This window comes from Angustibacter peucedani (assembly GCF_054779595.1).
Window position 1 is genome coordinate 1 of sequence record NZ_BAAGXY010000107.1, and the last position, 20,338, is coordinate 20,338.

At 75.1% G+C, this 20,338-nt stretch carries 21 protein-coding genes; 18 read left to right on the forward strand and 3 right to left on the reverse strand.

Annotated elements, in window-relative coordinates; translation table 11 throughout:
* Positions 1–1,356, forward strand: a 1,356-nt coding sequence (locus tag ACYVJ4_RS16225; RefSeq protein ID WP_460461179.1) for an ACT domain-containing protein, incomplete at its 5' end; no start/stop codon positions are given.
* Positions 1,357–1,399: 43 nt separating this feature from the next.
* Positions 1,400–2,992 (forward strand): signal recognition particle protein, encoded by a 1,593-nt coding sequence (gene ffh / locus ACYVJ4_RS16230; protein WP_460461180.1) that lies wholly within the window; start codon positions 1,400–1,402, stop codon positions 2,990–2,992.
* On the opposite strand, the gene ACYVJ4_RS16235 is transcribed toward ffh, so the two are convergent.
* Positions 2,989–4,242 (reverse strand): glycoside hydrolase family 3 N-terminal domain-containing protein, encoded by a 1,254-nt coding sequence (locus ACYVJ4_RS16235; protein ID WP_460461181.1) that lies wholly within the window; start codon positions 4,240–4,242, stop codon positions 2,989–2,991. The genes ffh and ACYVJ4_RS16235 overlap by 4 nt on opposite strands.
* A gap of 51 nt (positions 4,243–4,293) precedes the next feature.
* Here ACYVJ4_RS16235 and ACYVJ4_RS16240 point away from each other — a divergent pair, with 51 nt between their 5' ends.
* From ACYVJ4_RS16240 to ACYVJ4_RS16310, 15 genes are all read left to right on the forward strand, one after another.
* Entirely contained in the window at positions 4,294–5,382 is a 1,089-nt protein-coding gene (locus tag ACYVJ4_RS16240) for an amidohydrolase family protein (protein ID WP_460461182.1), read from the forward strand.
* Positions 5,376–6,389 carry a GNAT family N-acetyltransferase gene (locus ACYVJ4_RS16245; protein ID WP_460461183.1) on the forward strand — a complete coding sequence of 338 codons (1,014 nt, stop codon included), beginning with the start codon at positions 5,376–5,378 and terminating at the stop codon, positions 6,387–6,389. Before ACYVJ4_RS16240 ends, ACYVJ4_RS16245 begins: the two co-directional genes overlap by 7 nt.
* Before the next feature lie 180 nt (positions 6,390–6,569).
* Positions 6,570–7,091, forward strand: coding sequence for a 30S ribosomal protein S16 (gene rpsP, locus ACYVJ4_RS16250; RefSeq protein WP_460461199.1), 522 nt, complete (start codon positions 6,570–6,572; stop codon positions 7,089–7,091).
* Positions 7,092–7,093: 2 nt separating this feature from the next.
* Positions 7,094–7,336, forward strand: a complete 243-nt coding sequence (locus tag ACYVJ4_RS16255) for an RNA-binding protein (protein ID WP_460461184.1) — start codon at positions 7,094–7,096, stop codon at positions 7,334–7,336.
* A 119-nt stretch (positions 7,337–7,455) separates the two neighbouring features.
* Complete coding sequence (rimM, locus tag ACYVJ4_RS16260) at positions 7,456–7,971, forward strand: ribosome maturation factor RimM (RefSeq protein WP_460461185.1); 516 nt, start codon at positions 7,456–7,458, stop codon at positions 7,969–7,971.
* A 2-nt stretch (positions 7,972–7,973) separates the two neighbouring features.
* Positions 7,974–8,720: a tRNA (guanosine(37)-N1)-methyltransferase TrmD gene (gene trmD, locus ACYVJ4_RS16265; RefSeq protein WP_460461186.1), complete on the forward strand. Its 747-nt coding sequence runs from the start codon at positions 7,974–7,976 to the stop codon at positions 8,718–8,720.
* Positions 8,721–8,884: 164 nt separating this feature from the next.
* On the forward strand, positions 8,885–9,244 hold the full coding sequence (gene rplS, locus ACYVJ4_RS16270; protein WP_460461187.1) for a 50S ribosomal protein L19: 360 nt from the start codon (positions 8,885–8,887) through the stop codon (positions 9,242–9,244).
* A gap of 51 nt (positions 9,245–9,295) precedes the next feature.
* A complete protein-coding gene (gene lepB / locus ACYVJ4_RS16275; protein ID WP_460461188.1) occupies positions 9,296–9,997 on the forward strand; it encodes a signal peptidase I in 702 nt (233 codons plus the stop codon).
* Positions 9,994–10,770: a signal peptidase I gene (gene lepB / locus ACYVJ4_RS16280; protein ID WP_460461189.1), complete on the forward strand. Its 777-nt coding sequence runs from the start codon at positions 9,994–9,996 to the stop codon at positions 10,768–10,770. Before lepB (ACYVJ4_RS16275) ends, lepB (ACYVJ4_RS16280) begins: the two co-directional genes overlap by 4 nt.
* On the forward strand, positions 10,767–11,723 hold the full coding sequence (locus ACYVJ4_RS16285) for an NUDIX hydrolase (protein WP_460461190.1): 957 nt from the start codon (positions 10,767–10,769) through the stop codon (positions 11,721–11,723). Before lepB (ACYVJ4_RS16280) ends, ACYVJ4_RS16285 begins: the two co-directional genes overlap by 4 nt.
* Positions 11,720–12,481 carry a ribonuclease HII gene (locus tag ACYVJ4_RS16290; RefSeq protein WP_460461191.1) on the forward strand — a complete coding sequence of 254 codons (762 nt, stop codon included), beginning with the start codon at positions 11,720–11,722 and terminating at the stop codon, positions 12,479–12,481. Before ACYVJ4_RS16285 ends, ACYVJ4_RS16290 begins: the two co-directional genes overlap by 4 nt.
* Positions 12,482–12,799 (forward strand): DUF2469 domain-containing protein, encoded by a 318-nt coding sequence (locus ACYVJ4_RS16295; RefSeq protein WP_460461192.1) that lies wholly within the window; start codon positions 12,482–12,484, stop codon positions 12,797–12,799.
* 40 nt (positions 12,800–12,839) lie between these two features.
* Positions 12,840–14,072, forward strand: a complete 1,233-nt coding sequence (dusB, locus tag ACYVJ4_RS16300) for a tRNA dihydrouridine synthase DusB (protein WP_460461193.1) — start codon at positions 12,840–12,842, stop codon at positions 14,070–14,072.
* A complete protein-coding gene (locus ACYVJ4_RS16305) occupies positions 14,065–14,712 on the forward strand; it encodes a YdcF family protein (protein ID WP_460461194.1) in 648 nt (215 codons plus the stop codon). Before dusB ends, ACYVJ4_RS16305 begins: the two co-directional genes overlap by 8 nt.
* Positions 14,709–15,830 carry an HD domain-containing protein gene (locus tag ACYVJ4_RS16310; RefSeq protein ID WP_460461195.1) on the forward strand — a complete coding sequence of 374 codons (1,122 nt, stop codon included), beginning with the start codon at positions 14,709–14,711 and terminating at the stop codon, positions 15,828–15,830. Before ACYVJ4_RS16305 ends, ACYVJ4_RS16310 begins: the two co-directional genes overlap by 4 nt.
* Positions 15,831–15,837: 7 nt before the next feature.
* On the opposite strand, the gene ACYVJ4_RS16315 is transcribed toward ACYVJ4_RS16310, so the two are convergent.
* A complete protein-coding gene (locus tag ACYVJ4_RS16315; protein WP_460461196.1) occupies positions 15,838–18,000 on the reverse strand; it encodes an alpha/beta fold hydrolase in 2,163 nt (720 codons plus the stop codon).
* Between the two features lie 50 nt (positions 18,001–18,050).
* Entirely contained in the window at positions 18,051–19,139 is a 1,089-nt protein-coding gene (locus ACYVJ4_RS16320; protein WP_460461197.1) for a class I SAM-dependent methyltransferase, read from the reverse strand.
* 109 nt (positions 19,140–19,248) lie between these two features.
* On the opposite strand from ACYVJ4_RS16320, the gene ACYVJ4_RS16325 reads away from it, so the two are divergent.
* Positions 19,249–20,283, forward strand: coding sequence for an AAA family ATPase (locus ACYVJ4_RS16325; RefSeq protein WP_460461198.1), 1,035 nt, complete (start codon positions 19,249–19,251; stop codon positions 20,281–20,283).
* Positions 20,284–20,338: the final 55 nt, after the last annotated feature.

Here is a 20,338-nt window from a genome sequence, read left to right on the forward strand (position 1 = left end):
ACCGCCGCGCAGCACGCGCTGCCGCTGTCGCCGGTGACCGTGACGCACCTGGCCGAGGAGTCGGCGCCCCTGCCCGACCCGTGGCCGGCCGCGGCCCGCGACACGTTCCTGGACCTGCTGGGCGCCGGGCCCGCGCTCGTGCCGACCTGGGAGGCCCTCGACCTGGCCGGCGTCGTCAGCCGCTGGGTGCCGGGCTGGGACGGCGTCCGGTCGCGACCGCAGCGCAACGCCGTGCACCGCCACACCGTCGACCGCCACCTGCTCGAGTCCGTCGTGCGCGCGAGCGACCTGCTGCGGGACGTCGAGCGGCCCGACCTGCTGCTCGTGGCCGCGCTGCTGCACGACCTGGGCAAGCTGCCGGGTGCCGCCGACCACAGCGCGACCGGCGCGCCGCTCGCCCGCAAGGCCGCCGAGCACCTCGGCTTCGGCCCCCGCGACGTGGAGGTGGTCGAGAGGCTGGTGCGCGAGCACCTCACGCTCGTCGACCTGGCCACGCGCCGCGACCCCGACGACCCGCGCACGGTCGAGGCGCTCGTCGCCGCGGTCGACGGGCGGGCCGACGTCCTGGACCTGCTGCGCGCGCTCACCGAGGCCGACGCCCGCGCCGCCGGCCCGGTGGCCTGGAGCGCCTGGCGGGCCCGGCTCGTCGACGACCTCGTCTCCCGCGCCCGGGCGGTGCTCACCGGCGCCGGCGTGCCCGAGCCCGCGCCGCTCACCGAGCGCGAGGGCACCCTGCTGGCCCAGGTGCGTGCCCAGCGGGCCCCGCTCGTGGACGTCGACCGCGTCGACGGCATGCACGTCGTCACCGTCGTGGCCCCCGACCGGCTGGGCCTGTTCGGCGACGTCGCCGGGCTGCTGGCCTCGCACGGGCTGAGCGTGCGCTCGGCCCTCGTGCGCACCGTCGACGGCGACGGGGGAGCGGTGGCCGTCGACAGCTGGTGGGTCACGGCGCCGTACGGCGACCTGCCGCCCGTCACCACGCTGACCCTGGCGCTGCGCCGGCTCGCCGACGGCGACGCGACCGTGCTCGACCGGCTGCGGCGCCGTGACGCCGCCTACCGCCCCGGCCGGGGCGTGCCCGCGCAGCCGCGCGCCGTCCTGGTGCCGGGTGCGTCGGAGCAGGCGACCGTCGTCGAGGTGCGGGCGGCCGACCGGCCCGGCCTGCTGCACGCGCTCGGCCGGGCGCTCGCGGCGGCCGACGTCGACGTCCGCTCGGCGCACGTCGCGACGCACGCGGGCCAGGCCGTCGACACCCTGTACCTGGCCGAGCGAGGTGGTGGTCCGCTCGCCCCGTCCCGGGTCGCGGCGACGGTCGCGGCGCTCGTCGACGCGAGCGAGGTCCCGGGCGGACAGTAGGCTGGGGACGATCCCGACGACGTCCAGCAGCTGAGGTCCGCCTGTGTTCGCCACCCTGTCCGACCGCCTGACCGCCACGTTCAAGAACCTGCGCGGCAAGGGCCGGCTGTCCGAGCAGGACGTCGCCGCCACCGTGCGCGAGATCCGCACCGCGCTGCTCGAGGCCGACGTCGCCCTGCCGGTCGTCAAGCAGTTCACGGCGGCCGTGCGCGAGCGCGCGCTCGGCGCCGAGGTCAGCGGGGCGCTCAACCCGGCCCAGCAGGTCGTCAAGATCGTCAACGACGAGCTGGTGCAGGTGCTCGGCGGGCAGACCCGGCGGGTGCAGCTGGCCAAGACGCCGCCGACCGTGATCATGCTGGCCGGCCTGCAGGGCGCCGGCAAGACGACCCTGGCCGGCAAGCTCGCGCTGTGGCTCAAGGGCGAGGGCCACACGCCGCTGCTCGTCGCGGCCGACCTGCAGCGCCCCAACGCGGTGACCCAGCTGCAGGTGGTGGGCGAGCGTGCCGGAGTGCCGGTCTTCGCGCCCGAGAAGGGCAACCAGGGCAGCGACCCCGAGCAGCTCTCGGTCGGCGACCCCGTGACCGTCGCGCGCGACGGCGTCGCCGAGGCCACGGCCCGCCACCACGACGTCGTCATCGTCGACACCGCGGGCCGCCTCGGCATCGACGAGGTGCTGATGCAGCAGGCCGCCGACATCCGCGCGGCCGTGCAGCCCGACGAGGTCCTGTTCGTCATCGACGCGATGATCGGCCAGGACGCCGTCACCACGGCGCAGGCCTTCCTCGACGGCGTCGACTTCACCGGCGTCGTCCTGTCCAAGCTGGACGGCGACGCGCGCGGTGGTGCGGCGCTGTCGGTCGCGACGGTCACCGGCCGTCCGATCATGTTCGCCAGCACGGGCGAGAAGCTCGAGGACTTCGAGGTCTTCCACCCCGACCGCATGGCCTCGCGCATCCTCGACATGGGCGACGTCATGACGCTCATCGAGCAGGCCGAGAAGGCGTTCGACGCCGACCAGGCGCAGAAGATGGCCCGCAAGTTCGTCGAGGAGGAGGAGTTCACCTTCGACGACTTCCTCGCGCAGATGCAGGCCGTCAAGCAGATGGGCTCGCTGAAGAAGATGCTCGGGATGATGCCGGGCATGGCGCAGATGAAGGAGCAGCTCGACTCCATCGACGAGCGCGAGTTCGACCGCGTCGAGGCGATGGTCCAGTCGATGACACCGTACGAGCGCCAGCACCCCAAGGTCATCAACGGATCTCGCCGCGCCCGCATCGCCAAGGGCTCGGGGCGCTCGGTCAGCGACGTGAACGAGCTGCTGCAGCGCCTCACCGAGGCGCAGAAGATGATGAAGCAGATGCGCCGCGGCATGGGCGGCATCCCCGGCATGGGCAACGTGCCGGGCATGAGCGGCGGCAAGCGGGCCAAGAACAAGGCGCCGCAGCGCAAGAAGGGCAAGAGCGGCAACCCCGCCAAGCGCGCCGAGCAGGAGCGGATGGCCGGGCTGAAGGCCGAGCAGGCGCGCGAGAACGCGATCGGCTCGTCCTTCGGTGCCGGGGCGGCCGCGGCGGACGACGAGGCGCAGCAGTCGCTGAACCAGCTGCCCGCCGGCTTCGAGAAATTCCTCGGCCGCTAGCCCGTCGCCAGCAGCCCGACGGACTGCTTGAGCCGCAGCACCCGCAGGGCGCTCGCCGCGACCTGCGCGCGGAAGGTCGCGCTGGCCCGGGACTTCGCGAGCAGCGCCGCCGCCATGGGCCCGGCCTGCCGCGGGTCGACCGTCAGCACCAGGTCGCCGCCGGCCGCGACGAACTGCGTCGCGCGCGAGCCCGGGCTCCAGCGCCGCACCGCCACCGCCTGGCCCAGGTCGTCGCTGATGACCACGCCGTCGAACCCGAGGTCGCCGCGCAGCAGCCCGGTGACGACGGTGCGCGAGAAGCACGCCGGGTGGTCGGGGTCGATGCGCGAGTAGACGGCGCTCGACGTCATCACGACCGGTGCGCCCGCCGCGATCGCCGCGCGCCACGGCTCGAGGTAGCTGCTGGTGCGGGACGTGACGTCGTCCGTGACGTCGGCGGTGGTGTCGGTGTTGCCGACGACCCGGCCGAGGCCCGGGAAGTGCTTCGGGGTCGTGACGACGCCCGCGGCGGCCATCCCGCGCACGAACGCCACGACGTGCGACGCGACCGTGCGGGAGTCCGCCCCGTACTCGCGGTCGAAGTGCCCGATCGGCGCGTTCGACTCCTTGGTGGCCTCGGGCACGGTGTCGGCCACGGGGGCGAGGTCGACCCGCACGCCGGCCCGCCGCAGCTGCTGGCCCCACGTGCGGGCGTTGCGCTGCAACCGGTCTGGCGACCACGAGCCCTGGGTGAGCCCGCTCGGGACGTCGGTGAAGCCGTCGCCGCGCAGCACCTGCACCAGGCCGCCCTCCTGGTCGGTGGCGACGAGCAGCGGGACGCCCGCCGTGGCCGCCCGCGTCGCCCGTGCCTGCAGCTTCGCGCTCACGCGCGCCGTGGCCGCGACGCCGGCGGACGAGCGCCCCGTGAGCATCGCGTTGCCCACGTGCGCCTCGGTGATGGCGTCCAGGGTGCGGTCGCCGACGCCCTTGGCCGGGCCACCCACCATGACCAGCTGGCCGACCTGCTGCGCCAGGGACATCCGGGCGAGCGCCCGCTGCGCGGCGTCCGGGGCCGGGGTGGTCGTCGTGAGGGTGCTCGGCGGCGTCGACGGGGACGACGTGCCGCTGGACGACGAGGCGCTGGACGGCGCGGGGCCGGTCGTCGTCGACCCGCTCCCGGCGCTCGTGCCGCCGGAGCTGCACGCCGCCAGCAGCCCGGTGGTGGCCACCAGGACGGCGACGGCGGACGGGCGGGGAGGGCGGGCGGGCATGCGCCCGACGCTACGCGGCGCGGGTCTGCGGCGGCGTCTAGGGTGACGGCCATGCCCGAGGACGTCCTGCACCTGAGCGGACCGGTGCTGGTCGGGCCGCACGACGAGCGAGCCGAGGCGTGGGTGGTCGGCGGCCGCGTCACCTTCGAGCGGCCGACCGCGGCGGGTGCGGACGTCGTCCGGCTCGACGGGCACGTGCTGCCCGGCCTGGTCGACGCGCACTGCCACGTCGGGCTCGACGCGCACGGCGCGGTCGACGACGCGACGTCGCGCGCGCAGGCCGAGGCCGACCGCGACGCCGGGACGCTCCTGGTCCGCGACGCCGGCAGCCCGGCCGACACCCGTTGGGTGGACGACGAGCCCGACCTGCCGCGGATCGTGCGGGCCGGCCGGCACATCGCGCGCACCCGGCGGTACATCCGCAACTACGCCCACGAGATCGAGCCCGACCAGCTGGTCGAGCAGGTGCGCGCCGAGGCGCGGGCAGGCGACGGCTGGGTCAAGCTCGTCGGCGACTGGATCGACCGCGACAGCGGCGACCTCGCGCCGTGCTGGCCCGCCGACGTCCTGGTCGAGGCGATGGCGGCAGCTCATGAGGAGGGGGCTCGGGTCACCGCGCACTGCTTCGGCGAGGACTGCCTGCCCGACCTGCTCGCGGCGGGCATCGACTGCGTCGAGCACGCTTGCGGCCTGACCGCCGACACCGTCGCGACCGCTGCCGAGCGCGGCGTCGCGATCGTCCCCACGCTGGTCAACATCGCGACGTTCCCCGCGATCGCCGACAGCGGCGAGGCCAAGTTCCCGGACTACGCCCGGCACATGCGCGACCTGCACGCCCGCCGCTACGACACGGTGCGCTCGGCCTTCGAGGAGGGCGTGCCCGTCTACTGCGGCACCGACGCCGGCGGCTCGCTGCCGCACGGCCTGGTGGCCGACGAGGTGGCCGAGCTGCACCGGGCCGGCCTGCCCCGGCTCGACGCGCTCGCCGCCGCGAGCTGGTCCGCGCGTGCCTGGCTCGGCCACCCCGGGCTGGAGGAGGGCGCCTCGGCCGACCTGGTCGTGCTCGGCACCGACCCGCGCGAGGAGCTCGGCGTGCTGGCCCACCCGGCGGCCGTGGTGCTGCGCGGCGCGACGTGCTGAGCGACGACGGCCCCGAGGAGCTGACCGCGCGCGGCGCCCGCGTGCTGGTGCGGCCGGTCGCCCCGCAGGACGTCGAGCCCTACCGCCTCGCGGTCGCGGCCTCGGCCGAGCGGATCGGGCGCTGGAACCCGGTCGACCCCGAGCGGGTGCAGCTGGACCTCGCCGAGCAGTCGCCGTCCCGCCGCACCTTCGTGGTGCGCGCCCTGGACCCGGCGGGGTCGCACGGGCTGGTCGGGCGGGTGAACGTCTCGAACGTCGTCCACGGCACGTTCCTGTCGGCCTCGATGGGGTACGACGCCTACGACCCGTACGTGGGCACGGGCCTGTTCCGCGAGGGGCTCTCGCTCGTGGTCGACGTCGCCTTCCGCCGGCTGGAGGACGGCGGCATGGGCCTGCACCGCGTGGAGGCCAACGTGCAGCCGGGCAACGCGCGCTCGGCCGGCGTGCTGCGCTCGCTGGGCTTCCGGCACGAGGGCGAGACGCCGCGCATGCTGTGGCTCGGCGGACCCGACGGCAGCAGCTGGCGCGACCACGAGCGGTACGCGGTGACCAGCGAGGAGTGGCCCGCGACGCCGTACGCCCCGCACGCCCGCCGGCGCCGCGTCGTGCTCGTCAACGGCCGCCCGGGGTCGGGGAAGACGACCGTGGCGCGGGCGCTGGCCGCCGAGCTCGCCCTGCCGCTGCTGCAGAAGGACCTCGTGAAGGAGGCGGGGGCGCACGAGGCGCTGTGGTCGTTGCTGGCCTTCAGCCCCACCGGCGCCGTCGTCGAGAGCTGGTGGCGGGACGACGTCCGACCCCTGGTCGAGGCCGGGCTGCGCGGCGCCGACGTCGACCCGGCCGCGGTCGTCGAGGTCTGGTGCGACGTGCCGGCCACGACCGCGGGCGAGCGCTGGGCCGCCGCCTCGCCGCTGGGCCTGGGACCGGTGGTGCGGGTGCCGACGTCCGAGGCGCTCTCGCCCGGCGCGGTCGCCCGGCTGGCGCTCGACGTCCGTTCCCGCTGCCCCTGATCCGTGGTCCGTCACCGACGGTGGTCGAGGACGGGTCGGACGTCTGGCAGAATGGTCCGCCGTACCCGGTGGTGCCGGCCCCTCTCTCCGGCTCCGACCGCGTCCCGTGCGCCACGGCCCCCGAGTCCCCACCCGGGAGCCCGCCGCGCCACCCTCGCAGATTCAGGAGTGACCACACCCGTGGCCGTCAAGATCCGTCTCAAGCGCCTGGGCAAGATCCGGGCCCCGTACTACCGCGTCGTCGTGGCCGACTCGCGCACCAAGCGCGACGGCCGCTCGATCGAGGAGATCGGGCAGTACCACCCCACCCACGACCCCTCGGTCATCCAGATCGACTCCGAGCGGGCGCAGTACTGGCTCGGCGTCGGCGCGCAGCCGACCGAGCAGGTCCTCGCGCTGCTCAAGGTCACCGGTGACTGGCAGAAGTTCAAGGGCCTGCCGGGCGCCGAGGGCACGCTGCGCGTGGCCGAGGCCAAGCCCGACCGCGACGCGCTCTTCGACGCCGCCGCCAAGTCCGGCTCCGGCGACGAGGTCAAGGAGGGCGCCACCACGCCCAAGGCCAAGAAGACCGCCAAGAAGGCCGAGCCCAAGGCCGATGAGCCCAAGGCCGACGAGCCGAAGGCCGAGGAGCCGAAGGCCGAGGAGTCGAAGGCCGAGGAGCCGAAGGCCGACGAGGCCCCGGCCGAGAGCACCGAGGCCTGAGCGTGCTCGAGAACGCGCTCGACCACCTGGTCCGCGGCATCGTCGAGCACCCGGACGACGTCGTCGTCCGGCGCCAGGACGGCCGTCGCGGCGAGATGCTCGAGGTCCGGGTGCACCCCGACGACCTCGGGCGGGTCATCGGCCGGGCCGGCCGCACGGCGAGCGCCCTGCGCACCGTCGTCGGCGCGCTGGCCAACGGCCGCTCGGTGCGGGTCGACATCGTCGACACCGACCGGGTGCGCTGACCGAGCACCAGCAGAAGAGCACCGACCGCGCGCGCCCGGCGACCGGCTCCCCACGGGACCGGACGCCGGGCGCGCGCGGCGTTGGTGGCAGCGGCGACGCGCGGGACGAAGGAGCGAGCATGGAACGGGTCGTGGCCCGGGTGGGCCGAGCCGTCGGCCTCAAGGGCGAGGTCACCGTCGAGGTGCGCACCGACGACCCCGGTGAGCGCTTCGTGCCCGGCGCCGCCTTCGTCACCGACCCGCCGTCCGCCGGTCCGCTGACGCTCGCCGCGGCGCGCGACCACGGCGGCGTGCTGGTGCTGCGGTTCGAGCAGGCGTCCGACCGCACCGCCGCCGAGGGCCTGCGCGGCGTGCAGCTGCTCGTCGACGTCGCGGCCTCCGACGACCCCGACGCCTGGTACCCCGACGAGCTGGTCGGCCTGCGCGTGCAGACGCCGGACGGCGAGCTGCTGGGCCAGGTGGCGCGGCTGGACGCCGGGGGAGCGCAGGACCTGCTCGTCGTCCGCTCGACCGCGGGTCGCGACGTGCTGGTGCCCTTCGTCACCGCGCTCGTCCCGGACGTCGACGTCGCGGCCGGCGTCGTCACCGTCGACCCGCCCGGCGGGCTGTTCGAGGACCTGCCGGAGGAGGGGTAGCCGTGCGCGTCGACGTCGTCACGATCTTCCCGGACTACCTGGCCCCGCTGGACCTCTCGCTGATCGGCAAGGCCCGCGAGCAGGGCCGGCTCGACCTGGCGGTGCACGACCTGCGCGACTTCACCCACGACCGGCACCGCACGGTCGACGACACGCCGTACGGCGGCGGCCCCGGCATGGTGATGCGGCCCGAGCCGTGGGGCGAGGCGCTCGAGCACGTGCAGGGAGCCGGTCGCGCCGCCCTGCAGGACGACGCCGCGACGCCGCACCTGCTGGTGCCCAGCCCGTCCGGCCGGCCGTTCACCCAGGTCTGGGCGCACGAGCTGGCGCAGGAGCGCTGGCTGGCGTTCGCCTGCGGCCGCTACGAGGGCGTCGACGAGCGCGTGCTGGACGACGCCGCCACCCGCTGGCGGGTCACGCCCGTCAGCGTCGGCGACTACGTGCTCAACGGCGGCGAGGTCGCGGTGCTCGCGGTGGTCGAGGCGGTGGCGCGGCTGCTGCCCGGCGTCGTGGGCAACGCCGAGAGCCTGGTGGAGGAGAGCCACGAGGACGGCCTGCTCGAGTACCCCGTCTACACCAAGCCGGCGTCCTGGCGCGGGCTCGACGTGCCCGACGTGCTGCTCTCGGGGAACCACGGCGCGATCGCCCGGTGGCGGCACGAGCAGCGGCTCGCACGCACCGCCGAGCGGCGCCCGGACCTGCTCGCCGCCCTCGAGCCCGACGGGGGCCCGGCCGACCACGAGGGGTGACCGGCCGATTTCGGCCCGGCCGCCCGCCTGTGGCAGACTGGGCCCTCGCGCCACGAGCCGGCCGCGTCCCCGCCACGGGGAGGACGCACTGCCGCCAGGGTGGCGACCACCGACCAACCGATGTCGTGGGTGACCCGTGGCACCTGCGAGAAAGCGACTGCGCCATGCACATCCTCGACTCCGTCGACGCCGCCAGCCTGCGGGACGACGTCCCCGCCTTCCGACCCGGTGACACCCTCAAGGTGCACGTCAAGGTCGTCGAGGGCAGCCGGTCGCGGATCCAGGTCTTCCAGGGCGCGGTCATCCGCCGGCAGGGCGAGGGCGTCCGCGAGACGTTCACCGTCCGCAAGGTCAGCTTCGGCGTCGGCGTCGAGCGCACCTTCCCGCTGCACTCCCCGGTGATCGACAAGATTGAGGTCGTCAGCCGCGGTGACGTGCGTCGCGCGAAGCTGTACTACCTGCGCGACCTGCGCGGCAAGGCGGCGAAGATCAAGGAGAAGCGCGAGACGCCCGTCTCGCACTGACCCCACGCCGCCACACCGCGGGGACGGCCCTGCGAGATAGGCTCGCCCGTGATGGACGTTGCCCGAGGCGACACGGCCGGTGAGGCCGGTCCGGCCCCTGCTGCCGCGCTGCACGACGAGCCGTCGGGTGCGCGTCCCTGGTGGCGCGACCTGCCGGCGCTCGTCGGCATCGCGCTGGTCCTCACGCTCGTCGTGCGCACCTTCCTGGTGCAGGCGTTCTACATCCCCTCGGGCTCGATGGAGCCCACGCTGCAGGTCGGCGACCGCGTCCTGGTCTCCAAGCTCGCCTACCACGTGGGCGACGTGCACCGCGGCGACGTGATCGTCTTCGACGGCCGCGACTCGTTCGCGGGGTCGCAGGAGGTCGCCCCGGCCCAGGGCCTGCTGCCGCGCGTGGCGCGCAGCATCGGCGCGTTCATCGGCGTCTCGCCGTCCGAGAAGGACTTCACCAAGCGGGTCGTCGGCCTGCCGGGCGACCACGTCGTCTGCTGCGACGCGGCCGGTCGCCTGACCGTGAACGACCGAGCCGTCGAGGAGCCCTACGTGATGGAGGGCGACGCGCCCAGCACGACGACGTTCGACGTCGTCGTCCCGCCGGGTCGCCTGTGGGTCATGGGCGACCACCGCAGCGACTCCGCCGACTCCCGCGCCCACCTGGGCGACCCCGGCGGCGGCACCGTGCCGCTCGACCGCGTCATCGGCAAGGTCGTGGTGCGGTTCTGGCCGCTGAGCCACCTCGGCGGCGTCGGGTGAGCGAGCCGACCCCCGAGCCGACGTCCGAGCGGTTCGACGAGCCCACCGCTGCGCGCGGCCCGGACGACGTGCGCACCCGCGGCCCGCGCCGCCGTCGCCGCGAGAAGGAGCGCGACCGCGCCCCGGTCGGCCCGTTGGCGCTGCTGCGCGAGACCGTCATCGTCGTGGTCATCGCGCTCGGCCTGTCGCTGCTGGTCAAGACGTTCCTGGTGCAGGCGTTCTTCATCCCCTCGGTCTCGATGGAGGACACGCTCAAGGTCGGCGACCGCGTCGTCGTCAGCAAGCTGACGCCCGGACCGTTCGACCTGCACCGCGGCGACGTCGTCGTGTTCGAGGACCCGGGCGACTGGCTGCCGCCGGACGAGCCGACCGCCCCGGCCGGTCCGGTGCGCAAGGTGCTGACCTTCGTCGGGCTGCTGCCCAACGACTCGGGCAACCACCTGATCAAGCGCGTCATCGGGCTGCCCGGCGACCACGTGAAGTGCTGCGACTCCGGTGGCCGGGTGCTCGTCGACGACGTCCCGCTCGAGGAGCCGTACCTGCACCCGGGCGACAAGCCGTCCGAGAAGACGTTCGACGTCCAGGTACCGCAGGGCCAGCTCTGGGTGATGGGCGACCACCGCCAGGAGTCCGAGGACTCGCGGTACAAGGGCTTCGTGCCGCTGAGCCGGGTCACCGGCCGCGCCATCGCGATCGTCTGGCCCTTCCCGCGGGCCGACTGGCTCTCGCGACCCGAGGCGACCTTCGCGAAGGTCGACAGCTCGTCGCCGTGAGCGGGCTCGTCGAGCGGGCGGCTGCGCGCCTGCTGTGCCTCGACCCGGACGGCGCCGTGCTCGTGCAGGCGGTGGTCGACCCGGCCGAGCCCGACGTCGTCCGCTGGGTCAGCCCGGGCGGCGGCGTCGAGGCGGGCGAGACCGCCGAGCAGGCAGCCGTCCGCGAGGCGTGGGAGGAGCTCGGCCTGCACCTGGACGACCTCGGCGAACCCGCGGTCGTGATGAGCAACGAGTTCGGCTACGACGGCCAGCGCTACCTGGGGCACAACACCTTCTACGCCGTGCGCACCGCGCGCTTCGACCCCGTGCCCGCGGGCATGACGGCCGCCGAGCTGTCGTTCACCCGCGGCCAGCACTGGCTGACCGCCGACGAGCTGGACGACGTCGCGACGCGCGGCGAGGTGGTGTCGCCGCCGGCGATGAGCGCCTGGGTGCGGCGGCTGCACGGCGAGCTCGACCCGGCACCGGTGCGCCCCACCGTGCGGGTGCTGGTGGTCGACCCCGACGACCGCGTCCTGCTGATGCGCGCCCGCGCCTCCGACGGCGCGAGGTTCTGGTTCCCGCCCGGCGGCGGGGTCGAGCCCGGTGAGACGATGCGGGCGGCGGCGTGCCGCGAGCTGCGCGAGGAGCTCGGGCTCGACGTCCGCGAGCAGGACCTCGGACCGTGCGTGTGGACCCGGCGGCACCTGCTCGGCGGCCCGGGTGCCGGTCGGCTCGACCTGCGCGAGCGGTGGCACCTGCTGCGGGTGGCGGCCTTCGCCCCGGACCGCGCCGGCTGGACCGACCTGGAGGTGAGCACGATCGACGCCCTGCGGTGGTGGACGGCGGACGAGCTGCGCGCCACGGACGACGTCCTGACCCCGAGCGCGCTGCCCGACCTCTTGCCGCGCCTGCTGGACGACGAGCGGGCCGGACGGCTCGAGGGCGCGGCGCCGCGCGAGGTCGACGTATGAGCCCGGCCGGCCGCGCGCCGTCCCTGCGCACCGAGCGGGCCCTGCTGCGCGAGGGGCGCACCCTGCTGGCGGCCATGGACGAGGTGGGACGCGGCGCCCTCGCCGGTCCGGCGAGCGTGGGCGTGGTGCTGGTCGACGCCTCCACCGGCACGGCGCCGCAGGGCGTGCGCGACTCCAAGCTGCTGACACCCGCCGCGCGCCGGGCCCTCGTGCCGCGCATCCGGCGCTGGGCCATCGCCTCGGCCGTCGGCCACGCCGGACCGGACGAGGTCGACGCCCTCGGCATCCTCGGGGCCCTGCGCGCGGCCGGGCGCCGGGCGCTCGCGGCCCTGCCCGTCGTCCCGGACCTCGTGCTGCTCGACGGCAACCACGACTGGCTCACCGACCCGAACGCCGTCGGGCTGCTCGCGTTCGCCGACGACGTCCTGCCCACGCCGCCCGTGCGCACGCTGATCAAGGCCGACATGACGTGCTCGTCGGTGGCGGCCGCGAGCGTGCTGGCCAAGGTCGAGCGCGACACCCGGATGGTCGCGCTGCACGCCGAGCTGCCCGGCTACTGCTGGGACGAGAACAAGGGCTACGCCTCGCCCGACCACCTGGCCGCCATCGTCGAGCTCGGCGCCAGCGAGCACCACCGTCGCTCGTGGCGGCTGCCGCCCTACGACGACCTGCCGGACGACGTCGACCTCGTCGGCGCGCCCCCGGGCGAGCCGGTGACCTTCGTGGTCGATGATGGCCTGATGACGGAGGTGACCTGAGTGAGCGCCGAGGACCTCGAGAACTACGAGACCGAGATGGAGCTGTCGCTGTACCGCGAGTACCGCGACGTCGTCGGGCTGTTCTCGCACGTGGTCGAGACCGAGCGCCGCTTCTACCTGGCGAACGCGGTCGACGTCCAGGTGCGCTCGGACGGCGGCGAGGTGTACTTCGAGGTCACGATGAGCGACGCCTGGGTCTGGGACGTCTACCGCCCGGCCCGCTTCGTCAAGAACGTGCGCGTCATCACCTTCAAGGACGTCAACGTCGAGGAGCTCGCCAAGTCCGACCTCGAGCTCCCGAAGGGGCCCGGCTTCTGACGCTTTGGGCTGCGGGGCGCGGACCTGGGACACTGGGGGCATGACCGCTACCGCTGCTGCGACCCGCACGCGCGTGCCGCCGGCGCTGGCCATCGGGCCGCACCGGATCGGCACGCCCGTCGTGCTGGCGCCGATGGCGGGCATCACCAACGCGGCGTTCCGCCAGCTGTGCCGCGAGCTCGCGGGCCGGGCGCTCGCGGACGCCGGGCTGCCCGGCGTCGGCGCGGGCCTGTACGTCAGCGAGATGGTCACCTCGCGGGCGCTAGTCGAGCGCTCGCCGGAGTCGATGCGGCTGATCCAGCACGGCCCGGGCGAGCACCCGCGCAGCGTGCAGCTCTACGGCGTCGACCCGACGACGGTCGGTGCGGCGGTGCGGATGCTCGTCGACGAGGACCGCGCCGACCACGTCGACCTCAACTTCGGCTGCCCGGTGCCCAAGGTCACGCGCAAGGGCGGCGGCTCGGCCCTGCCCTGGAAGCGCACGCTCTTCCGCGACATCGTGCGCGCCGCGGTGCGCGCGGCCGCACCGGCGGGCGTCCCGGTGACGGTGAAGATGCGCAAGGGCGTCGACGACGACCACCTGACCTACCTGGACGCCGGTCGCACGGCCGAGGACGAGGGCGTGGCCGCGGTCAGCCTGCACGGCCGGACGGCGGCCCAGCACTACTCCGGCCACGCCGACTGGACGGCGATCGCCCGGCTCAAGGAGGCCGTCACCACCGTGCCGGTCCTCGGCAACGGGGACGTGTGGAGCGCCGACGACGCGCTCGAGATGGTGCGGCAGACCGGCTGCGACGGCGTGGTCGTCGGGCGCGGCTGCCTCGGCCGCCCGTGGCTGTTCGCCGACCTGGCCGCCGCGTTCAGCGGCCACGAGGTGCGGGTGCGCCCGACGTTGGCCGAGGTCGCCGCCGCCCTGCGCCGGCACACCGAGCTGCTGGCCGAGCACTACGAGGCGGCCGGCCACGACGGCGACCTCAAGGCCTGCCGCGACATCCGCAAGCACGTGGCCTGGTACCTCAAGGGCTTCGTCGTCGGCCAGCAGGTGCGGGCCCAGCTCGGGCTGGTCGAGAGCCTGGCCCGGCTCGACGAGCTCGTCGCCGAGCTCGACCTGTCGCAGCCCTGGCCCGGCGAGCCGGCCGAGGGCCAGCGCGGCCGGGCCGGCACGCCGCAGAAGCGCGTGGCGCTGCCGGAGGGCTGGCTGGACTCGCGCGAGCTCGAGGGCGAGGCCGCCCGGATGATCCGGGACGCCGAGCTGTCGGTGAGCGGTGGCTAGCGCTGCCGCCCGCACCCGACCTCGAGCCCGGCGCGCCGGACGGGTGCTGCGCGCCGTCCGCACCGTGGTGGTGGCGGCGGTCTGCGTCGCGCTGGTCGTCTTCGTGCTGACGGCAGCGGCCGTCGTCCAGCACGGGCGCACCGACGAGGCCCGCACGGCGGACGCGATCCTCGTGCTGGGCGCCGCGCAGTTCGACGGCACGCCCCAGCAGTACCTGGTGGCGCGTCTCGAGCACGCGCGCGATCTGTACGAGTCCGGCGCCGCGCCGCGGATCCTGACGCTGGGGGGCAAGCGGCCGGGCGACCGGTTCACCGAGGGCGAGGCGGGCCGCACCTGGCTGGTCGACCACGGCGTCCCGTCGTCCGCGGTGCAGGCGGTGGGGGAGGGCAACGACACGCTCGGCAGCATCCGCTCGGCCGCCCAGGTCCTGCGCGACGACCACCGCAGCACCGCGATCGTCGTCACCGACCCGTGGCACGAGCTGCGCAGCACGACGATGCTCGAGGACCAGGGCATCACGGCCTACGGCTCGCCGACGCGCACCGGCCCCTCGGTCGCCGGGCTGGGCGTGAAGGTGCGGTACGTGACGCGCGAGACCGCGGCGTTCCTGGCCTACAGCGTGCGGAAGACGCTCTCGTGAGCGCGCCGTCCGACCGCTCGCGCGCCTGGGCCTCGACCATGGCCGGCCACGCCGGCACCGACGGCGTCGTCACCGCGCACGCCGACGCCGAGCCGCGCGTCGTGCCGCGACCGCCCCGCGGCCGCGAGGTGCGCGAGGAGCTCGAGGAGGCGCTGCTGCAGCCGGCGGCGACCCGCGCGTTCGGCGCCGGGCAGCGGGCGCGCGCCGAGGAGCCCGATCCCGAGCGCACCTGCTTCGAGCGCGACCGCGACCGCGTCCTGCACTCGGCGGCGTTCCGGCGCCTGGCCGGCAAGACCCAGGTCTTCGTGCACCCCGCCGACCACCAGCGCACCCGGCTGACGCACGCGCTCGAGGTGGCGCAGGTCGCGACGTCCGTCGCGCGCGGCTGCGGGCTGAACGTCGCGCTGACCGAGGCCATCGCGATCGGCCACGACTGCGGGCACGGCCCCGGCGGGCACGCGAGCGAGGAGGCGTTCGACGCCTTCCTGCCCGGCGGCTACGACCATGCCGTGTGGGGCGCCGACGTCGTCCTGGTGCCGCTCAACCTGTGCGTCCAGACCCTCGACGGCATCCGCAACCACTCGTGGTCGCGCCCCGCGCCGACCACCCCCGAGGGCGTCGTCGTCAGCTGGGCCGACCGCATCGCGTACACCGCGCACGACCTCGAGGACGCCGTGCACGCCGGCATCGTCGGTCCCGACGACCTGCCGGACGACGTCGCCGCGGTCTGCGGGCGCACCCGCCGCGCGCAGCTGGGCACCTTCGTCGGCGAGCTGGTGCGGACGACGACGAGCACCGGCGTGATCGGCATGGCGGCCGAGCCCGCGCAGGCCCTGGCCGCGCTGCGCTCCTTCAACTACGAGCGGATCTACACCCGGCCCGAGGCGCTCGCCCAGAGCGCCGCCGTGGTGAAGGTGCTGCGCGCCCTCGTCGAGCACTACGTCGAGCGGCCGCAGACCCTGCCGCGCGACTTCCAGCTCCCCGACGACGCCGTGCGCGCCGCGGTCACCTACGTCGGCGGCATGACCGACCGCTACGCCTTCCGCACCGCGGTCGAGCTGCTCGGCTGGCCGGACGACCAGCTCCCCGCGGGCATCGACATCCCGCGCCCGCGCTGACCGGCCCTCAGAACAGGTCCGCGAGCAGCGCCGCCGCCCGGGCCGCGCCGTCGGACTCGACCGGCTGGTAGGCCACCTCGCGCCGGGCCTCCTTGGCGATCGCCTCGGCCAGCGCCTCGGGGTCGACCGCGTCCTCGTAGGCCAGGAAGCGCCCGGCCTCGTACCGGTCGAGGCGCTGCCGCACGTGGAAGGTCTGCTCGAAGTGGTGGCGCAGCGGCACGTAGACGAACGGGCGTCGCAGCGCGGTCAGCTCCATGCACGTCGTGAGCCCGCCCTGCACCACCGCGACGTCGCACGCAGCCAGGTGCCGGTAGAGCTCGGGCACGTACCCGAGCACCTGCACGCCGTCGACGACCGGCAGCGAGGCCGGGTCGATCCGCGGCCCGGTGACGACGACGAAGCGCAGCTCGGGCAGCAGCCGGCGGGCCGGTGCGACGGCGTCGAGCACCCGGCGCAGCAGCGACCCGCCGACGGCCGAGCCGCCGACGGTCACCAGGCAGAGCAGCTCGTCGTCGGCCACCCCGAGCTCGGTGCGCAGCGCGGTCGTGGCCGTCGGGTGGGAGGCCGCCGCGGGGTCGAAACCCGTGACGTACCCGGAGTAGTCGAAGTGCTCCGTCGTCCACTCCCGGATGCCGGGCAGGCCCGGGCCGAAGCTCGCGTCGACGACGTCGCCGGGCGTGCCGACGAACACCGAGCGGTCGCGGACGCGGCGGAACCGGGCCCGCTGCTCGAGCATCTCGGCGTTGAGGTCGGCGGTGAGCGCGGCCTCGGCCGGACCGCCGTCCGGCATCGGCAGCCAGCCGACGAAGTCGGTCATCCAGGCGAACGAGAACCGCTTGAGCTCGGGGTTCTCGTGCAGGAAGTGGTCGACGTCCCAGGCCTCGTCGGCCACCACCAGGTCGTAGGCGCCGTCCTGGACCACGTCGGAGAAGACCATGAAGTTGTGCACCAGCACCGCGTCCATGCGGCGGATCGCCTGGAACGCGTGCAGGTCGTGCTCGCCGGACTCGTGCTCGACGTGCGCCGACTCCGAGCGCAGGGCCGAGGACGCCGGGTGCACGGTCTCGCCGTGCGACGCCAGCACCGACGTCACCGGGTGCTGGGCCAGCCAGTCGACCTGGACGTCGGGCCGCAGCCGCCGCAGCTCGTCCGCGACCGCGACGTCGCGCCGGGCGTGCCCGAGGCCGATCGGCGAGGACAGGTACAGCGCCCGCCGCGGCCGGCTGGCGGCGCGCACCCAGGTGGTGCGGGTCGGGGGTGGCGGGCTGACCTGGTCGACGAAGGCGCTGATCAGGTGGTTGGTGCGCACCGGGTCGCGGGCCGGGATGCCGTGCCCACCGCCCTCGACGAGCACCAGCGACCCGCCGGTGAGCTCGGCCAGCCGCTCGCCGATCGCGTGGGGCCGGATCTGGTCGTCCGTGCCGTGCACGACCGTCACGGGGCAGGACACCTTGTGGCACAACGGTTCTAGCGGGGTGCAGATCGCGCCGTGGCAGCCGAGGCGCCCGGCCGTGGTGTCGGCCACGGTCCGCGGCGTCGTCTCGTGCGCCCAGCCGGTGCAGTCCTCGACCTGCTTCGTCGAGTGCGGCTCGCTGAACATGCGGGCGAAGAAGAAGTCGACGAAGTCGTCGTAGCCGCCCTCGAGCCAGTAGTGCTCGTTGTACTTCGCCCAGCCCTCGGTGGTGTCGAGCCGCGCGTCCCACAGCACGTGGTCGCGCGAGGGGCTCGGCACGTCCAGACCGCACGACGGCGCGATCGCGAACACCCCCAGCACGCGCTCGGGCGCCTGCGTGGCGACGTGCACCGACCACGCCGCCCCGCACGACAGCGACACCAGGACCGCCTGCTCGGTGCCGGTCGCGTCGAGCACGGCCAGGACGTCGGCGGCGTGCTGCTCGTCGGTGTACGCGGCGGCGCCCGACGGCCGGCCCGACCGGCCGCTGCCCCGGCCGTCGAACGTGACGACGCGGTAGCGGCGCGACAGGTAGCCGACCTGGGCCTTCCAGAACCGCGACGGCACGACCGCCCAGGTCGGCACGAGCAGCACCGTCGTGCGGTGCTGCTCGCCGAAGACCTCCCAGGCCAGGTCGACGCCGTCGCGCCGGGCGACGCCGGCCCGGTCGGGGTCGGCGGCCCGGCTCGGGTCACCCTGCGCACCGTGCGTCGGCACAGCAGCAGTGTGCTCCGTGGCCGGGCCGCCGTCAGCCCGTCGGGCCTGCGTCACGGGCGGATCTCGAACACGTTGTTGAACGGCGTGGTCGCCGCGGTGCGGAACCGCTGGAAGCCCGCGGTGGTCGAGACGTCCCGGATCTTGGCCGGGCCGGCCTGGGTGCCCAGGGCGAGGCCGACGTCCTGCGACAGCGACGCCGGCGTGCACAGCAACGTCGAGAAGCCGTAGTACGCGCGACCGACCGGGTTGAGGTTGTCCTCCACCGCGTCGCCGGCCATCGGCTCGACGACGAGCCAGGTGCCGTCGTCCGCGAGCGCCTGGCGCACGTGGCGCGCGGCGCCGACCGGGTCGCCCATGTCGTGCAGGCAGTCGAACATCGTCACCAGGTCGAAGCCCTCGCCGGTGAACGACGACGCGGGCTGCACCTCGAAGGTGACGCGGTCCTCGACGCCCGCATCGCGGGCCCGCTGGCGCGCGACCTCGATCGAGCCCTCGTGGTAGTCCGAGCCGACGAACCGCGACCGCGGGAACGAGCGGGCCATCAGGATCGTCGACGCGCCGTGCCCGCAGCCGACGTCGGCGACGGTGGCGCCGGCGTCCAGCTTGTCGACGACGCCGTCGAGCGCGGGCAGCCACTCGCCGATCAGGTGGCCGTTGTACATCGTGCGGAAGAACCGCTCGCAGCCCACGTGGACGTCGCCGTTGTGCGCGTGCCAGCCGACGCCGTCGCCGTCGCGCGCCACGGCCAGGACGTCGGGCGCGTCGCGCACGGTGCCGTGCGCGATCTGGAAGAAGCCCGGCAGGTACGCGGGGCTCTGCTCGTCGACCAGGGCGGCGGCGTGCTCGGCCGGCAGGGTGTAGGTGCGGGTCTCGGGGTCGCGCTCGACGTAGCCGCCCGCGGCCTGCGCGTTCAGCCACTCGCGGGCGTAGTGCTCGCCGGTGCCGGTGCGCTCGGCCAGGTGGGCCGGCGTGATCGGCGCCCCGTCGGCCATCGTCCGGTAGTAGCCGAGCTGGTCGCCCATGACGACGAGCGCGGTGTTGAGCGTGGCGCCGACCTCGTCGACGGCGCGGAACACGAACGCCATCAGCTTGTCGGGGTCGATCGGGCGGGCGCTGAGGTCGGTCTCGGTGGTCGTCATGCGGGTCTCCTCGGGTCGGGCGCACCGTTGCGCGTCCCACCGAGGTTGCGGCTGCAGGCCCCACGATCGCATCAGGGGCCCCCCCTGGTCGCTCCCTAGACTCGTGGACGTGCTGGTGGGACGTGAGCGCGAGCGCCAGGTCGTGGACGCCCTGGTGGCGGGCGCGCGCGTGGGCCAGAGCGGGGTGCTGGTGCTGGTGGGCGAGGCCGGCATCGGCAAGTCCGCGCTGCTCGAGACCGCGGCGGGGACGGCGGACGACCACGGCATGCGGGTGCTGCGGGCGACCGGCTCCGAGGCCGAGGCGGAGGTGCCGTTCGGCGGGCTGCTGCAGCTGCTGCGCCCGGCGCTGACCCATCTCGACGCGATCCCCGGGCCGCAGGCCGAGGCGCTCGCGGCCGCGCTCGCGCTGCGGCCCGGCGTCGCCGACGACCGGTTCGCGGTGGGCGCCGCGACGCTCGGCCTGCTGCGCCGGCTGGCCGAGGAGCTCGCGGTCGCGGTGGTGGTCGACGACGCCCACCTGCTCGACCGGCCGTCGGCGCAGGCGCTCTGCTTCGCCGCGCGGCGGCTGACGGCCGACCCGCTGGCGGTGCTGCCCGGCGTGCGCGAGGGCGTGCCGAGCGCGGTCACCGAGGCGGGGCTGCCCGAGCTGGCGGTGCGCGGCCTGCCCGACGCGGACGCCGACGCGCTGGTGCAGGCGTCCGGTCACCGGCTGGGTGCCGACGTCCTGGCCCGGCTGCGGGCGGTCACGGGCGGCAACCCGCTCGCGCTGCTCGAGCTGGCCCGTGATGCCGAGGTGCTGGACGCGCTGCCGCCCGACGCGCCTGTCCCGGTGCCGGCCGAGCTGGCCCGCACCTTCGCCCGCCGCGCCGAGCAGCTCGAGCCCGCCGCGCGCACGGCCGTGCTGGTCGCCGCGGCGGCCGGCCCGGACCTCGGGCTGGTGGCCCGGGCGTGCGAGGCCCTCGGCGTCTCCGTCGGCGACCTGGACGCCGCCCAGGAGGCCGACCTGCTGCACGTCGAGCCGGACGGCGTGGTGTTCCGCCACGGCCTGGTGCGCTCGGGGGTCTACGCCCAGGCGGCTCCCGCCGCGCGCCGGGCGGTGCACCGCGCGCGCGCCAAGTCGGATCGTAGCCATGTCGTTCTGTGAGCCAAGGAGTTGCCATTACCGTTTGTCTTCCTAAGACCGCTTGGCCTCCGACTTG

Excerpts from the sequence above, each read along its gene's own strand:
- lepB (WP_460461188.1), top strand. The coding sequence starts at position 9,296 with ATGGACGTTGCCCGAGGCGACACGGCCGGTGAGGCCGGTCCGGCCCCT.
- ACYVJ4_RS16320 (WP_460461197.1), bottom strand. The coding sequence starts at position 19,139 with ATGACGACCACCGAGACCGACCTCAGCGCCCGCCCGATCGACCCCGAC.
- ACYVJ4_RS16290 (WP_460461191.1), top strand. The coding sequence starts at position 11,720 with ATGAGCCCGGCCGGCCGCGCGCCGTCCCTGCGCACCGAGCGGGCCCTG.
- rplS (WP_460461187.1), top strand. The coding sequence starts at position 8,885 with ATGCACATCCTCGACTCCGTCGACGCCGCCAGCCTGCGGGACGACGTC.
- dusB (WP_460461193.1), top strand. The coding sequence starts at position 12,840 with ATGACCGCTACCGCTGCTGCGACCCGCACGCGCGTGCCGCCGGCGCTG.
- rimM (WP_460461185.1), top strand. The coding sequence starts at position 7,456 with ATGGAACGGGTCGTGGCCCGGGTGGGCCGAGCCGTCGGCCTCAAGGGC.
- ACYVJ4_RS16240 (WP_460461182.1), top strand. The coding sequence starts at position 4,294 with ATGCCCGAGGACGTCCTGCACCTGAGCGGACCGGTGCTGGTCGGGCCG.
- ACYVJ4_RS16235 (WP_460461181.1), bottom strand. The coding sequence starts at position 4,242 with ATGCCCGCCCGCCCTCCCCGCCCGTCCGCCGTCGCCGTCCTGGTGGCC.